Annotated in this window: 15 protein-coding genes and 1 pseudogene; 7 read left to right on the forward strand and 9 right to left on the reverse strand. The window is 68.8% G+C overall.

What is annotated here, in order from left to right:
* Positions 1–722: 722 nt before the first annotated feature.
* Together SPR02S_RS63765 and SPR02S_RS53830 are read left to right on the forward strand one after the other, a co-directional pair.
* Complete coding sequence (locus SPR02S_RS63765; RefSeq protein WP_019065338.1) at positions 723–878, forward strand: hypothetical protein; 156 nt, start codon at positions 723–725, stop codon at positions 876–878.
* Between the two features lie 10 nt (positions 879–888).
* Positions 889–1380 (forward strand): MaoC family dehydratase, encoded by a 492-nt coding sequence (locus SPR02S_RS53830; protein WP_019065339.1) that lies wholly within the window; start codon positions 889–891, stop codon positions 1378–1380.
* Positions 1381–1706: 326 nt separating this feature from the next.
* Here SPR02S_RS53830 and SPR02S_RS53835 read toward each other — a convergent pair whose 3' ends face one another.
* Positions 1707–2357 (reverse strand): peroxiredoxin-like family protein, encoded by a 651-nt coding sequence (locus tag SPR02S_RS53835; protein ID WP_019065340.1) that lies wholly within the window; start codon positions 2355–2357, stop codon positions 1707–1709.
* Positions 2358–2470: 113 nt separating this feature from the next.
* Positions 2471–2617, reverse strand: a complete 147-nt coding sequence (locus SPR02S_RS64285) for a hypothetical protein (protein ID WP_019065341.1) — start codon at positions 2615–2617, stop codon at positions 2471–2473.
* A 165-nt stretch (positions 2618–2782) separates the two neighbouring features.
* Between SPR02S_RS64285 and SPR02S_RS53845 the strand changes: the two genes are divergently transcribed.
* A complete protein-coding gene (locus tag SPR02S_RS53845; RefSeq protein ID WP_019065342.1) occupies positions 2783–3382 on the forward strand; it encodes a TetR/AcrR family transcriptional regulator in 600 nt (199 codons plus the stop codon).
* A 19-nt stretch (positions 3383–3401) separates the two neighbouring features.
* Here the strand turns inward: SPR02S_RS53845 and mctP are convergent, their stop codons facing one another.
* Genes mctP through SPR02S_RS53875 form a run of 6 tightly spaced genes read right to left on the reverse strand, consistent with a single transcriptional unit; the run spans position 3402 to position 10764 of the window.
* Positions 3402–5042 carry a monocarboxylate uptake permease MctP gene (gene mctP, locus SPR02S_RS53850; RefSeq protein ID WP_019065343.1) on the reverse strand — a complete coding sequence of 547 codons (1641 nt, stop codon included), beginning with the start codon at positions 5040–5042 and terminating at the stop codon, positions 3402–3404.
* On the reverse strand, positions 5039–6607 hold the full coding sequence (locus tag SPR02S_RS53855; RefSeq protein ID WP_245607795.1) for an MFS transporter: 1569 nt from the start codon (positions 6605–6607) through the stop codon (positions 5039–5041). Before SPR02S_RS53855 ends, mctP begins: the two co-directional genes overlap by 4 nt.
* Before the next feature lie 2 nt (positions 6608–6609).
* The gene (locus SPR02S_RS59460; RefSeq protein WP_019065345.1) at positions 6610–8277 is read right to left on the reverse strand and encodes a histidine phosphatase family protein; all 1668 of its coding nucleotides are present in this window, start codon (positions 8275–8277) and stop codon (positions 6610–6612) included.
* Positions 8274–9536 carry an FAD/NAD(P)-binding protein gene (locus tag SPR02S_RS53865; RefSeq protein ID WP_026151737.1) on the reverse strand — a complete coding sequence of 421 codons (1263 nt, stop codon included), beginning with the start codon at positions 9534–9536 and terminating at the stop codon, positions 8274–8276. Before SPR02S_RS53865 ends, SPR02S_RS59460 begins: the two co-directional genes overlap by 4 nt.
* The gene (locus SPR02S_RS53870; RefSeq protein ID WP_026151738.1) at positions 9533–10318 is read right to left on the reverse strand and encodes an FAD/NAD(P)-binding protein; all 786 of its coding nucleotides are present in this window, start codon (positions 10316–10318) and stop codon (positions 9533–9535) included. The genes SPR02S_RS53865 and SPR02S_RS53870 overlap by 4 nt, the downstream gene beginning before the upstream one ends.
* A 35-nt stretch (positions 10319–10353) precedes the next feature.
* Entirely contained in the window at positions 10354–10764 is a 411-nt protein-coding gene (locus tag SPR02S_RS53875; protein WP_026151739.1) for an OsmC family protein, read from the reverse strand.
* A 304-nt stretch (positions 10765–11068) separates the two neighbouring features.
* Between SPR02S_RS53875 and SPR02S_RS58595 the strand changes: the two genes are divergently transcribed.
* The 3 genes from SPR02S_RS58595 (at position 11069) to SPR02S_RS59465 (ending at position 14224) form a co-directional block, all read left to right on the forward strand.
* Positions 11069–12520 (forward strand): NB-ARC domain-containing protein, encoded by a 1452-nt coding sequence (locus SPR02S_RS58595; RefSeq protein WP_019065347.1) that lies wholly within the window; start codon positions 11069–11071, stop codon positions 12518–12520.
* An 851-nt stretch (positions 12521–13371) separates the two neighbouring features.
* Positions 13372–13554, forward strand: a complete 183-nt coding sequence (locus SPR02S_RS53890; protein WP_019065349.1) for a hypothetical protein — start codon at positions 13372–13374, stop codon at positions 13552–13554.
* Between the two features lie 55 nt (positions 13555–13609).
* Positions 13610–14224, forward strand: coding sequence for a class I SAM-dependent methyltransferase (locus SPR02S_RS59465; RefSeq protein WP_019065350.1), 615 nt, complete (start codon positions 13610–13612; stop codon positions 14222–14224).
* A gap of 227 nt (positions 14225–14451) precedes the next feature.
* Here SPR02S_RS59465 and SPR02S_RS61560 read toward each other — a convergent pair.
* Positions 14452–14655, reverse strand: a pseudogene (locus SPR02S_RS61560) (MerR family transcriptional regulator); the annotation flags it as partial.
* An 83-nt stretch (positions 14656–14738) separates the two neighbouring features.
* On the opposite strand from SPR02S_RS61560, the gene SPR02S_RS64445 reads away from it, so the two are divergent.
* Complete coding sequence (locus tag SPR02S_RS64445) at positions 14739–15212, forward strand: hypothetical protein (protein ID WP_174447624.1); 474 nt, start codon at positions 14739–14741, stop codon at positions 15210–15212.
* Positions 15213–15393 lie beyond the last annotated feature (181 nt).

Raw genomic sequence — 15393 nt, forward strand, 5'->3', positions numbered from 1 at the left:
CCCGCATCGAACCATCCCACGACCGGTCGGCCCCTACTCGTCAAGTATGGCCTGTGACCAGCCACTTGATGCTTCCTTGACGGTCTTCGGGCCGAGCCGAGCAGCGACGGCAGCACGCGAGACCAACTCTTCAGGCCGGCCTGCGGATTCCTGCCCCCTGCTCAATATGCCTACGGACCAGGGCAGTTGACCTTGCGATCCCGACGGGCAGCCCGTCACCGGCCGCCCCGGGGAACTCGTGGTAACCCGGCCGATGCCCGGCATCCCCGTCGCCCTGCGGGGCGACACCGACGGATCGCGGCGCCACGCCTCGTAATTCGCGAGGTTCCCCGGGGTGCGGCACCACGGCGACTGGATCAGCCTCACCGACCGGGGCACCCGCGTGATCAGCGGGGGCTCGGACACGACGCTGAAGCACGGTGGGGTACGCCTCGGCATTGCGGAGTTCTACGCCGTGGTGGTGGAGGAGGTCGACATCGTCGCCGACTCTCTCGTCGTCCACGTGGAGAGCGCGGAGAACAGCGCGGACAAGCTGATGCTGTTTCGTCGAGCTAGGCGGGCAGAGCACCCTCGACGTACGACTGCGGGAGCGGGAGCGGGAGCGGGAGCGGATCAGCCATGCGCTGCGCACCGCGCTCTCCGAACACCACGTCCCCGACCACACCGTCCAGGTTCCGGCCGTCCCCCGCACTCTGTCGGGCAAGAGACCGGAGGTGCCTGTCATGTGCATTCTGGCCGGTGCCGCGCCCGAACTCGTGGTGGTCCGGGGCGCCTTGGCCGATCCCGGATCGCTCGGCGCCTTCGAGGACGTGGCGGTCCGTTACCGTACGCGCATCCGTCCACAGAACCTCGCCGAACCCAGCCGCGGAACCGAGTGAGAGGGCACCCATGACGGCAACCACCCCGGCCACCACCGACAACTTCGCCACCCCCATCGAAGACCGGTACTTCGAGGACTACGTGCCGGGCGCCGTGCACGTCTTCGGCAACAGCACCCTCACCGAGCAGGACATCCTCGAATTCGCCCGCCGCTTCGACCCGCAGAGTTTTCACACGGATCCCGCGGCTGCGCAGGCCGGACCGTTCCAGGGACTGATCGCGAGCGGCTGGCACACCACGGCCGTGATGATGCGCATGTACGCGGACCACTACCTCAGCAAGGTCGCCTCGCTCGCGTCCCCGGGCGTCGACGAGGTGCGCTGGCAACGGCCGGTGCGGCCGGATGACACCCTGTCGGTCCGGGCCACGATCACCGGTGCCCGCGTCTCCCGCTCCAAGCCCGACCGCGGCCTCGTACACACCGACGTCGAGGTGCTCAACCAGCACGGTGAGACGGTGCTGACGATGACCATCATGAACATGCTGCGGCGCAGGCCGTAGGGGAACAGGTACGCCTTCCGGCCGCCGACGTGGCCGCTGATCGGCCCTTCACGCATCCGCTTTCCGGCGCGCTGATTTCCCGCCCACGACAAGCCGACTGCCACGACAACCACCCCGGCGCACTCAAAGCGAACAGCGGTGGCTGTTCACAGAAATGAGTTCCCCTCGCGGTAACGGTCCGTCAGCAGCCTGCAGGCGCACCTTTCGCGATTGCTCCGGGCAAGGTGCGCCCCCGCGGCCCTTCGTAGGTGCACGTGAGAGAGCGCCGGGGCGCCTATGAGCCACGCAACGGGCCTGGGTGCTCGCCTTGATCGCGCGGGTCGCCCTCAGTTCAGTGCGTCGAGGGCGGCGAGGATGTCGGCTGGTTCGGCGCGGGTGGTGTAGTCGGTGCTGACGAAGGCCCAGCGGATGGTGCCGGCGCGGTCGATGACATAGGTGGCGGGCAGCGGGAGGGTGCGCGGGTGGCCGTCGTTGACGCGCTGGAGGTCGAAGCCGAGCTTGTCGTAGACGGCGGCGAGGTCGTCGGGGAGGTCGAAGGTGAGGCCGTACTGCTTGGCGGTGTCGGAGCCGATGTCGCTGAGGACGTCGAAGGCGAGGTCGTGCTTCTCGGTCAGGGTGAGGGACTCGTCGGGGATCTGCGGGGAGACGGCCACCAGGCGGGCGCCGCGGGTGGTGATGGCCTCGTGGTGCTGCTGGAGGGAGCGCAGGGCGATGTTGCAGTACGGGCACCAGGCGCCGCGGTAGAAGGTCAGGACGACCGGGCCGTCGTTGAGCAGGTCGTCCAGGGCCAGAGTCTGCTGGGCCGCGGAGGGAAGGCGGAAGCGCGGTGCCTGGGCCCCGACTGTCAGCGCGCGGTCTGCTTGGTCGGAGTCGGCGAGTTCCTGGCTGGCCCGCTGCATGATCTGTCGGATCTCGGCGGGGATCTGCTGCTGGCGGGCTTCGTAGAAGGTGCGCAGTTCGGCGTTGAGGGTGGTCATGGTGCTCGTTCCTCCTGGTCGGTGACTGGAGCGGGACCAATCAATCTTGAAATGCCCGTTCCAAGATAGGGCTATGCATGGTCCCGCGCCAGCCATGCGGAAGGGGCGATGAGTCAGAGGCTCGTGAACGGGCGGTGGTCGGCCAGGGCGAGCGCTTTGATGAACGCGGCGAACTGGACCGCGCGGCGGGCGAGGTGGCGGCGGAGGCGGGGGGCCCGGGACCCGTACGCGGCCGCCCAGAGGGCTGGTATGCGATTCATGGGGGCATAGTCGCGGCGCGCGGCGCCCTCCGGGCGGATCGTGGACGAAGCTGGACGCCATCGCGCTGGTGGGGGGCCTGTCCAGCTGTGTACCTGTCGGCACCTTTGCCGGGTGCTGAACGGGGAGTATCTTGGAATTCTCATTTCAGGATGGCGGGGTGAAACATGCCGGACATCAAGCACTTCGATCCGGACGCCACCCTGGAGACCGTGGTGCGGCTGTTCTGGCGGCAGGGCGTGGCCTCGACCGGGATCCAGGATGTGGTGACCGCGACCGGGCTCAACCGGTCCAGCCTGTACGCCACGTTCGGCGGCAAGCAGGATCTCTACCGCGCCGCGCTGGGCCGCTACCTGGAGCAGCGGTCCCAGCCGATGTTCCGCCGCCTGGCCGAGGACGGACGGGGACTGCCCGCCGTCTCCGAGTTCTTCGGCGGCCTGATCGAGGCCCGCTGCTCGGGCGAGTACGCCCGCTGGGGCTGCATGGTCTCCAACGCGCACGCCGGGGCCGAGAACAGTGACCCAGAGGTACGCGCCGTCCTGGACCAGCACCATCATGAGCTGCGCGAGGCGATGTACGCCGCGCTCATCACCGCCGAGACCCAGGGTCAGTTGTCCTCCGGTGTCGATCCCGGCACCTCCGCGGATCTGCTGGCGCTGCTTGCCTACGGTGTCAACCTGCGCTCCCGTGCCGGCGCCGACGCCGCGACTCTGTCCAGGACGGTGTCCGCCGCCCTGAACTCGATCGGAGTCCGGGCGGCGGCATAGACGCACGTGGATCTGGCTCTCAACCGGGGTTGGGCGCAGGCGAAGTGCCCGGCCGTAGAGTTGGAGCCGCCTTCGCCCCCGCTTCTGCCGCATCGGCCGTGTAGTCCGAAGGCGACGTTGCGTCAATGCCGTCGGGGGCCTTGAACGCCTTCAGGGCGAACGTCAGGATCACCGTCACGACGACGTTCAGGACGAATGCCGTCAGGCCGATGTAGCCGATTTCGCCGATGCCGGGGATCTCCTTGGACGAGCCGCCGAAGTGGTCCTGGGTCGGGGAGGCTACGCCGTAGGCCGCGAGGGTGCCGTAGATCATGCCGGCCGCCCAGCCCGTGAGGAGGGCCCAGCGGTGGGGCCAGCGGGTGAAGAGGCCGCCTACCAGGGACGGGAAGGTCTGGAGGATCCAGATGCCGCCCAGGAGCTGGAAGTTGATGGCGACCGTCTTGTCCATGGTGAGGACGAAGGCCAGGGCGCCGACCTTCACCAGCAGCGAGACGATTTTGGAGACCTTGGTCTCCTGGGCCGGGGTCGCGTCGGGCTTGATGAAGTCCTTGTAGATGTTGCGGGTGAAGAGGTTCGCCGCCGCGATGGACATGATCGCCGCCGGGACCAGGGCGCCGATGCCGATCGCCGCGAAGGCCACGCCCGCAAACCAGTCCGGGAACAGGTTCTCGAACAGCTGCGGGATGGCCAGTTGGCCGTTGGTGACCTTGACTCCGGCCGCGATCGCCATGAAGCCGAGCAGCGCGAGCAGGCCCAGCATCAGGGTGTAGAGGGGCATCACCGTCGTACTGCGTCGGATCACGCCGCGGCTGCGGGAGGACAGCGTCGCGGTGATCGAGTGCGGGTACATGAACATGGCCATCGCGGAGGCGAGCGCCAAGGTCGCATAGGTCCACTGGGCGTCGGGGGCGCTGACCAGTGCGCCGCGCAGTTTGCCGGTTACGGGGCTGGTCTGGCTGTACGCCTCGCCGGCCTTGGCGAAGATGTCGTCGAAGCCTCCCAGTTTGATGGGGATGTAGATGATTGCGACGACGATGACCAGGTAGATGAGCGTGTCCTTGACGAAGGCGATCATGGCGGGGGCGCGCAGGCCGGAGGAGTAGGTGTAGGCGGCCAGCACACCGAAGGCGATCAGCAGCGGCAGGTCCTTGATGAACCAGTTGGTGTTCTCGCCGCCGCCGACGCCCATCACGTCCAGCACGGCCTGGATGCCGACGAGTTGGAGCGCGATGTAGGGCATCGTGGCCAGAATGCCGGTGAAGGCAACGGCGAGCGACAGGCCCTTCGAGCCGAACCGGCCACGCACGAAGTCGGCGGTGGTGACGTAGCCGTGGCGGTGGCACACGGACCACAGGCGGGGCAGGAAGGTGAAGATCAGGGGGTAGACGAGGATGGTGTAGGGCACGGCGAAGAAGCCGGCCGCCCTGGCCGCGTAGGTCGCCGCGGGTACGGCGACAAACGTGTAGGCGGTGTAGACGTCGCCGCCGAGCAGGAACCAGGTGACCCAGGTGCCGAACGACCGTCCGCCCAGGCCCCATTCGTCGAGGCTGTGCTCGTCGCCGGGCCGGCGCCAGCGCGCGGCCAGGAAACCCATGACGGTGACGAGCAGGAAGAAGAGGGCGAAGACGGCGAGTGCGACGCCGTTGACGCCACCGGTCATCGCGCCGTACCTCCCCTGCCCGGCAGCTGCGTTGTCGCTGCGGCTTGGGCGGCAACCGCCTCGCTGCTGACCAGTTCGTCGAGTTCGGCGTCCAGCGGGGTGGCGCCCTCGGGGGTTTGGGCGGTGGCCTGCGGGTTGCTGCCGCGGACGGCGACGGCGAGTCCTGCCAGGACCATGGGGAGGGCGACGACCATTGCGGCGGTGCGGATGCCTCCCGGTACCGAGAGGATCAGTGCGATCAGGGGTGGGCCGAAGGCTCCGCCGGACTTTCCGACCGCCGCAGCCCATCCGCCGGCGGTGCCTCGGATGGCCATGGGGTAGATCTCGGCCGTGTAGGGGCCGATGAGCGCGATCACACCCGCGGTACCGGCGAACAGCACCATCACGGTGGCCAACAGGATGGGCCTACTGCCGTCCAGGCCGACGGCTGCCAGCGTCAGGAGGGCCGCGACGGTAAGGGCCGCGTAGACAACCATGGTGCCTCTGGCCGACCAGCGCACGTACAGCCATGCGCCCAGTGCGCAGGTGGGGATGGCGAGCAGCGACGAGATGAACAGCAAAGTGGCGGCGGACATCCCGTGCCGGCCTGCGGACTCCAGCTGGCTGGGCAGGAAGGTGATGAAGCCCCAGTAGACCAGGCCCCAGGCAAGCGCATAGGCGCTGACCACCAGCGTCTTGGCTGTCTGCGGGCGTTTGAACAGAGCCGAGGCGGGCACTTTCGCGGTTCGCGTCTGGCGGGCGGTGAAGGCGGCCGATTCGGGAATCCAGCGGTTCAGCGCGATCAGGATCAGCACCAGCGGGAGCTGGGCGAACCACGTCACGCGCCAGCCGGCCAGGGGAATGAGGACGGCGGCCACTCCGGACGCGGCCATGTAGCCGCCGGTGGTGGTGAGGCCGGCCTGCAGGACCATGATGGCCGCGCGTCGCCCGGGCGGCAGGCTCTCGGTCATCAGGGCGTAGACGACGGGCAGCATGCCGCCGGCCGCCAACCCCATCAGCCCGCACATGACGAGGGTGCCGGTGAACGTCGGCATGGCACCGCACACCGTGGTGCCGCGGAAGAACAGGGAGGCGAGGAGGATCGTGGCCCGTCGGCCGATGCGGTCCGCCGCACGCCCCCACACGAGCGATCCGAGCACTGTGCCGCTCAGCGCCACCGTCGGCAGCCACGCGACGTCGGACGCGCTGAGGTGGTACTCGGCCCGCAGGCCGGGCGCAATGAACGCCAGGGTGGCGGGCTTCATCTGGTCCACCAGGAGGGCGAAGCTCAGGACGGCGATGAGGCGGCGCCGACTCGCCGTCGTAGTACGGGCCAGAGCGGGAGGGGCAGCGGGACCGGCTGTCCGCGGCGGCACGACCGTGAAGCCGGAGAGCACCACGCCGACCACGATGGCGGCCATGGCCGCCCACATCGCCGAGGACATTCCCATCATGGCCATGTGGAAGTTCATGGATGCGGAGTCGATGAACATCCACAGGTGCTCGACGACGCCGGCGCAGGTGAGGGCGACACCGGTCCAGAACAGTAACGGCCGGGGTATCAACGAAGCTGGTGACGCGGACAAGGTCAACTCCTCGCGGAAAGCCGGGCGTCGGGGTCGTCGTTAAGGGCGCGGACGGTGGCGGTGGCGTGATGCTCGGCCGGGATGGGGTCCTTGAGGCCGAGTACGGTCGGCCAGCGCGGGTCGTCGGGGGCGACGACGAGGTGGCGGGCGTACCAGCTGTCGAAGAACGACAGGACGAACATCGGCAGCAGCGTCCAGATGGCCACCTGTTCCAGGGGCGTGTTGCCGGTGAGCGCGGCGATGATGACCACCACGAACACGTTCGGGTAGGTCATGGCGGTGTAGTCGTCGAGCGTCTGCACGTGGCGGCGCCGCTTGAGAAGGGCGGCTAGCAGGCGCAGGCCGACGGCGATGCCCACGGCGGTCGGGGCGTAGGCGGTGAAGCCGTTCAGGTCGAGCTTGAGACAGACCAGCACGATGAATGCGGTGAGCAGCAGGACCGCCACGTATCCGTTGCGCTCGCCATACTTGGCCGTACGGATCGGGGAGCGTTCCCGCAGGCGTTTGACCAGGGCGTAGGCCGCTGTGACGATGCCGGTCGAGGTGGCGGCGCTGATGGCGACGGCCATTGCGACGTCCTCACGCAGGGTCAGAGCGAGGACGGCCGAGAACGAGACGGTGGCGGCCAGGGAGGAGAGCAGGACCTGAGCGAACGTCGGCATGATCATTCCGCCGAGGCAGCGGCTGACGGTCATCGCTACCACCGAGCTCGGCGTCGCGAGGAACACCGCGGCGATCGCCGCCGTACTCGTACTGCCCACGTCCCACCAGCGCAGCAGGGCCGCGAAGGCGATCGGCAGGGCGAGGTAGCGCAGGGCGACGGAGCGGAGCGTGCCGCGGTCGGTCACGAACGTGCGCGCGTTCTCCAGCTCGATGCGGCACATGGTGATGACGCTGGCCAGCACCAGGAGCAGGAGCAGCAGGTACGGCGAGGTGGCCACTCGCAGCCCCGCCAGGTTGGCGAGGAGACCGGCGGCCAGGCCGGCGCAGAAGACCATGGGATGGTTGACGACGACCCAGTCGTAGACCATGTTCATGGTCTCGTTCTCGTTCTTCACATAGCTGTGGATCCGGTCGCCCTGCAGCATCTGGAAGTTGGGCAGGCGCAGGTCGTACGACTCGTCGGCGGGCCGGTCCAGGATGAACCGGCAGATCAGCTCGACGACGTACTTGTGCGAGACCACGCAGACCACTTCGCCGCGGCGCAGCGCGGGCAGCAACTCCTGCTCGTAGAAGGCGTGTACACGGTCCTTGAACTGTGCGAACGTCTCGCCACCCTGCATGGTCGGGCTGTCGGCGTTCATCGCCCGCTCGTACTCGGCGATGCCGTGGCGGCGCTGGAGGATGGACTTGCTCTCCAGCGTGTAGCTGCCGAAGTCGCGCTCCATGAGGCGTTCGTCGACCACGACCTCGGGAGCATCCGTGTCGGGCGCTCCGATGCCGAAGATGGTGTCGGCGGTCTCGTAGGCGCGGGTCAGCGGGGAGACGTAGACGCGGTCGAAGTGCTGGCCGCGGTGGCCCCTGGCGACCTTCTCGGCCTGGATCCGGCCGAGGAAGGTCAGGGGAGCATCGCGCTGCCCGGCGATGCGGTGGACGGAGTTGCAGGTCGATTCGCCGTGCCGGACCATGAACAGCCGGCTCAACAGCTCCTGCTCGTCGTGGTCTGTCATGACGCGCCCTTCGTCGGGGCGTGCACGACCTGCTCGGCGTACTGGGAGTCCCAGCCCGCCAGCCTGGTGATGTCGCACAGATTGTGGACCGCGTGCTTCTGCACGAGCGTGGCCAGCAGGGAGACGGTCCGCCGGGCCTGCTGGGCGGTGAGGCCGAACTCGCGGGCCAGCGCGGCGCCGAAGTCTGCCAGGTCGTCGTCCAGGATGGCGCGGTACTTGCGACGCTCGGTGCGGTCCTGGGCCTGAAGGTAGTTGACGGCGTTGGGGTAGGCGCCCTCGCGGGCGTAGTCCTGCAGGCGCTTGCGCAGGCGAGTGGCCTGCGGCTCCTCGGCGGCGAGGTCGGCGGCGATCCAGTCGCTGCTGCGGATCAGGCAGTGGTGGATGCCGTCGGGGACGTCCATCTGCTCCTCGTCGCCGGCGGATGCGAGGCGGCGCAGTACCTCCATCGCCGTGTCGAAGCACTGGTTGCGCAGGGTGCCGATGCTGAACACGAACGCGCCGAGCCGGCCGCGGCGGGTGGTCTCATCGCCCTGGCGCATCGGACCGACCCCGAACAGACCTGCTGCCACCGTGCCGTCGGCGGCGATGAGCTGTCCGTGCGTGCCGACCTCGACGCCCCGGTGGGTCTTGGTCTGCGGCTGCGCGTACCCGTGTGCGTTGACCAGGCCGTGCCACAGGGGGTGGCCGGTGCGCTCGTAGTCGGTGTTGTTGCCCAGGCAGTTGACGACCCGGTCGACGACGAGGTCCGGCTGGTCGGCGAAGACCACCCGGATCTTCGTGCCGTCCTCGACGGGGCGCATGTCCTGGATGCCGGCGGACATCACGTCGACGGTCTTCGGAGCGCCGTTGTATCCGCGCGTCCGGCTGCGCACGACACCGCCGATCTCCCGCACGGTACTGGTGCGGTTGGTCACGATCACGCTCTTGTACCTGTCCAGCAGCATCCGCACGTCGCGGGCGGACATACGGGAGACCAGCTCGATCTCGTACGGCTCCCACGCCTTCATGACCCGCTCGGGGAAGACGGCCTCCAGCGCGCCGCCCGGCTCCACGCCGTGCTGTTGGCGCAGGTGCGCGTACTCCGCCTTGATCCCCTCCACCACCGCCTCGGGGGTGAGCTCCTTGGCGTCGAGGAAGGGCGGCCGGCGGGCCTGCCAGATGTCGTGCTCGTGGCCGACCGGGTAGGTGCCGTGCAGGTGGCCGCCGCGCGAGCAGATCAGGATGTGTCCCCGGTGGCCGGCGTGGATGAGGGAGATCACCGTGTCGAAGGCCGACAGCGCGGAGCCCGTGACAAGGACGCTCTCCTCGGCACCAACCCCCGGAACCAGTCCTGCGCACCGGGGGCGTAGGGGTCGGCGAGGAAGCGGTCGTAGTCCTTGATGCGGTGGTAGAAGGGCGCCTGCACCGGCGAGAGGTGACCGGTGGCCAGGACCACCTGGTCCGACGGCAGGTCGTGCACACCACCCTGTTCTCCCGCGTCGGCGTACTTGACGACGTACCCCTCGCCCCGCCGGTGTACGTCGATGACCTCACCGGAAAGCTCCCGGAGGCTCACCTCGGCGTGGGCGTCGGACGCCGCGTCACGCAGCCGCTCGGCCAGGTACTGCCGGAAGATCCGCCGTGGCACGACGCAGGCCACGCCGAAGGTGTGGTATTGCCATTTCTGCGGCCATTCGGAGCGGTCCGCCTCCTCGTTGGCCCACTCCAGGAAGTCCTCCGGACGCTCGCGGCGCAGGGTGATGCGACCGGCCTGGATGTTGAGCATGTGCTCCCAGTTGGTGGACGCCCATCCGAAGGCGATACCCCCGTAGCGGTAGCCCTCCTCCCGCTCTATCAGGCATATCTCCACCGGCATGTCGGCGAAGTGGAGCAGCCGGATGGCGGTCAGCGTGCCGGAGAAGCCGGCACCGACGATCGTGACGCGCCTCGTGCCCGAGGCCACACCGCCCATGGGGTCCTGCCGCATGGTGCTCGCCTGCATCGCCATGGCCGCTGTACCACGGTCCTGGATCGGGGGGTCCTGCATCGTGGTGTGCTGCATTTCCACGGTCTTGTCTCCTTCGGTGGGGGAAAGCGTCAGCGCCACTCGTGGGTGAAGCGGACCGTGATGGCGCCACGGATCGAGTTGTGGACGATGCAGCCCCGCTCGGCCTTGAGCAGGGGCTTGGAGATCAGGTCCTGGAGGGCGGTAGGCGCCGAGATCTGCACGGTGATCTCGGAGAAGCGGATCGGCGCGGCGATGAGGCTTCCATCGACCTGGAAGCTGACCTCGGAGGCGTCGGCCTGCGGGTCCTCGGCCCGCAGAGCCGCGAGGAAGGTGCTCACATAGCACCCGCCGAGCGCCAGAAGCAGCAGTTCCCCTCCCATGGGACCGGCGTCGGTGCCCTCCTTCTCCTTGGGCCGGTCGATGGTGAGCGTGTGGTCTCTGGCCTGGCCTACGACGACGCTGCCGCCGACGGGGCGAAGGGACACTCCGATTTCAGGCATGGCGATGCACGGACTCCTGTACTGGAAGGGGCACGCGGGGCTCGGCGTCAGTGGCGAGCGGGATTCCCGGGATGCAGGTGAGCGGGATCGGGCCTCAGCATCGGGACGGAACTCGGGCTTCCGTACGGATCGTGGATGATCCTGGATGCGCTCCGTGGTCGGCGATCAACAGACAGAAACCGCTTGACAGCCACAGCCCTCCATCCCCTAACTTGAAATGAGTGTTCCAAGTTTTCGTGGCCCACGTGTCCGATGGGGGAGGCTGTTCGTGCCGCAGGCGCTGGATCCCGGCAAAGCACGCACAATGGACGAATTCATCACAGAACTCAGACTCTTGAAGGCGTGGGCGGCCGACCCGTCGATCACCGAAATCACGCGGCGCATCCACCGTGACTGGCAGCGGGCGGGACGCCCGCGCGGTGAATGGCCGGCCCGTTCGACTGTGGGCAACTGCTTCCGGGTCGGCCGCCGCCGTCCCAACTCCGACCTGCTCCTGGCCGTGGTGCAGGCGCTCGCCGGCACAGACGAAGCCATCCTCTCGGTCTGGCGGCAGTCGCTTCGTACGGTGCTCGGCGAGGCCGAGGCCGCCGCACGGGTCAGCGCCTACGACCGGCTGCCCGCAGGGCCTTCCGCGTTCGTCGGCAGGACCGACCTGGTGCCCCGGGCGGAGGTCTTACTGGCCAGCGGCCAGGACGCGACGACGCTTGCCCTGGAGGGCATGCCCGGGGTGGGCAAGACGTCGCTGGCCCTGCACATCGCCCACCGGCTGCTCGCCGAGGACGGAACCGACACGCCCGTCCTGTTCGCGAATCTGCGCGGCTCCACCCCGCTGGGCCCGCCCGCCGACCCGGCCGCCGTCCTGGAGACCTTCCTTCGCCTGCTCGGCATCACCGGCGACCGCATCCCCTACGGCCTCCACGCACGCGCAGCCCTCTACCGGCAACTGCTGGCAGGAACCGGCGCGCTGATCGTCCTCGACGACGCAGCCGACACGGAACAGTTGCATCCCCTGCTGCCCCGGACCCGGGGATGCCGCACGGTGATCACGAGTCGGCACACCCTGACCGGCCTCAGTGACACCACCCGCCTGTCGGTGCATCCGCTCGACCCGCACGATTCCGTCGAGCTGCTGCGGGCGACAGCGGGGGCCGAACGCATCGCCCCGGACATCCCGGCCGTCCACCAGATCGCGGACCAGCTGGGCCACCTCCCGCTGGCACTGTCGGCCATCGGCCGCCACATGCGAAACCACCCCATCTGGGCACTCATCGACTACTACCGGGAACCCCTGATCACCCTGGCCCTGGAGGACGGCGTACGGGCCGCGCTGTCCGCTTCCGACGCACGACTGCCGAAGAGCACACAACGGCTGCTACGCCTGTTGGCCCTCCATCCGCGGCAGGAGGTCGACGCCGCCACGGCCGCCGCCCTCCTGGGCGAACCGTCCGCCGCTGCCGAGCATCACCTCACCACCTTGACGGCCGCACACCTGATCGAGCGCACCGCACCCGGCAGATTCCGACTTCACGCCCTCGTCCACGCCTACGCGGAGGAACGTATCTGCATCGACGAACCGGCCACCCACATCCGCCAGGCCCTGAGCCGCCTGCTGGAACACGGCCGCAGCCACGATGCCGCCGTGCGACTGGAAACCCGCACCCTCCGCGCACTCCGTCTGTCTGTACCCCGGCAACACGCCGAAGCGGACGAAGAGACCGGGCTGCTGCAGCAGGGACGGCGGGCAGTCGCAGCCTGACGGACCGCGCACTGATGCGACCCATGGACGCCAGGAGAAAGGCATGCCGCCTCGGATTGCGGGACATCCCGGCTTGGATTCGCACCCCCCAACAACTGTTACCGCGCGGCCTGTTCCCGGGCAGCCGAAGCCGGGGCTGTCCGGCGGGTTGCGTCGCGGGAGCCGGTCTCGCAACTCCGGGCGGCGCGCTCCGCGAAGCGAGTGTGCACCGCTGCGGCCGGGGCCGGGCCGCAGCACCGTACGGGTCAGGCGGTGGTCGTCTCTCCCTCAGCACCACCTGGACCACGCCGGAGTCGTCCACTCGCTGCGGCAGCCGGAGGTGACGGCCGGTCATCCCCTCAAGTGGCGACGAGCCTTGCGACCAGCCCACCAGGGCGCGCCGGCGGTCGAGGTTGGCGGGTAGAACCACGACCACGTCACAGCAGGGCTCCGTCGTTCTCGTGATCGGCCGGGAATGATCATGTGAGTCCGAGGGTCGTCAGCGGCCGGGTCATGTCCCGCCCGTGGTGGCGAAGGCCCTCGGCGATGTTGTCCCGCCTTTCCAGGCGGAGTGCGCCGATGGCCAGGTTCCGCAGGGAGGCCATCGCCCGGGGCCCACTGCCAGTCCGCACCCGCGAGGCGTCCTCCCCGAACGTCGCGTCCCTGACATGGTGCTCACGATTCCGCGCCACAGACTCGGCAGGTAGCGGTCGCGGGCTGGTCGTAGCGGAGCCGGAAGTACAGATCCTGCGGGTTGCCCGCCACGCTTCCCAGCGCACGGCGGGTCTTCTTGAGCAGCGTGAACCGCTGTGCCGTCGCCTCAAGACGGTCCGGGCGGTGCCTGCTCTCTAGGCGGTCTGGTCAACATCGACATGAACACCGGATACTTCTGGCATGAAGTCCCGGTGACCGCACGGTCGCGGTCCGGCCGGGGCGTCACCTTCGATGCCACCCACCTGGAGATCTCCGGTGACCGGTTGCGGACGTACGCGTTGCCCGACGACTCCGACCGGCCCGGGCAGTCCTGCCTGCTCGTCCTCGAAGCCGAGATCTGACGCTGTAACGCTGTGACGCTCTGACGGAATTCGGTCCGACGCGAGAGGCCACGCCATGCCTGACTCAGTCCGTGCGAAGTACTACGAGCACCGGGCCCCGGTCTACGACGCGACGAGCTATCGGGGCAATCCCGAGACGGACGCCGGTCTCGACCTGGAGACGGCCGAGATCGGAGACCTGCTTCCCCGTTCCCTGCCTGCGGACGGCCGGATCCTGGAGGTCGGCTGTGGAACCGGGGTGTGGACACAGTTCCTGCCCGGCCGGGTCACCGCCATGGACCAGAGCCAGGGGATGCTCGACATCGCCCGGACCCGGGCTCCTCACGCCCAACTGGTCAAGGCCGCCTTTCCTCCGCTGCCCTTTCCCGACGATGCGTTCGACCTCGTATTCGCCGCCAACTTCTACGGGTTGCTCGTCGCGGACGAGCGTGACGCGTTCCTCGCCGAGGCGAGCCGCGTGGCGCGCGAACTCGTCATCCTCGACCTGCGCAGCGACGGCCGCACGCACACGGAAGGGCTGGAGCACCGCGAGGTGGACGGCGTCCCCTACCCGATCTTCCGGCGGCGGTTCACTCCGTCCAGCCTCCTCGCGGAACTGGGCGGAGACGTCCTGTACCCGGGCCGCTACTTCCTCGTGGTCAGGGCACCCCTGCGCAAGGACCGACAGTGATGATTGCTGCGGCTCCGCCCGAGGCCCTGAATCCAGCCGCGCCCAGCGACCCGTTCAGGGCGTCCGCGATCTCGTCCGCACGCGCTGTGAACGAGTCGAACGCAGCCTTGCCCGCCCCGTTGAACTTCCCCAACCCCTGCGTCAGCACTGGCTGGACTGGGACCCGGCCCGCACGGTGTCGCACCACGACGGCGCGCGACGAGTTCTCCCTCGACCTCGGCGCCCAGCGAAAGGATCGAGCGGATCTCGGCGAGTGTCAGGCCGGCCGATTGGGCGTCGCGGACGAAGGCCAGCCGGGCGCCGACCTGCGGCGGATAATCGCGGTAGCCACCCGGCGTGCGAGGCGGTGCGGGGAGCAGTCCGGCCTGCTCGTAGAAGCGGATCGTCTTGAGCGTGAGCCCGTTCGCGACGGCCAGTTCTCCGATGCGCATACCGCGAGGCTACGCCTTGACCTTCCAGCGTGCTGGAAGGTCAAACGTCGGCCGCATCTGCAGTGACCTGGGAGGACGCGGCCATGCGTATCAAGCTTCTGACGGTGCCGGACTGCCCCAACGCGCCTGTTGCGCTGGGGCGGATCGACGAGGCGCTCGATGGGCGGGCCGCAGAGGTGGAGTTGATCGAGGTCGCCGACGAAGTGCGGGCAGCGCGGCTCGGGATGACCGGTTCCCCGACCGTCCTCATCGACAGCATCGATCCGTTCGCCGTAGCGGGGGCAGTCGCCTCCGTCTCCTGCCGCCTCTACCGGGGCCCGGACGGGCGGACCGAGGGAGCGCCCAGCGTGGCCGACCTGCGGCGCGCTCTGGACGTCGCCGCGGCCGGCGGAGACTGCAACGGCTACCCATGGACGCAGCAGACCGAGGAGGCCGCGGTCGCCTCACTCCCGTCACCGGAGGACAGTGCGCCGTACAGCGGGCCACCCTGCGGTCCTTCGCAACCACCGGCCACGCGCCCGAACCGACCGACCTGGAGCAGCTGGCGCGCGGGTTAGTCGGGCGGTTCGGCGCCTGCGGAAACAGTATCGCCCGTGCCGCCCCGTACCCTTCGTGGTGTCTACGGCGTCAAATAGCGGGCGCCGAAAATGGAGGCAATACCCCGTGCTCATTGCTCAGCGTCCGTCCCTGACCGAAGAGGTCGTCGACGAGTTCCGTTCCCGGTTCGTGATCGAGCCG

Source organism: Streptomyces prunicolor NBRC 13075, assembly GCF_000367365.1.
GTDB classification, from domain to species: domain Bacteria; phylum Actinomycetota; class Actinomycetes; order Streptomycetales; family Streptomycetaceae; genus Streptomyces; species Streptomyces prunicolor.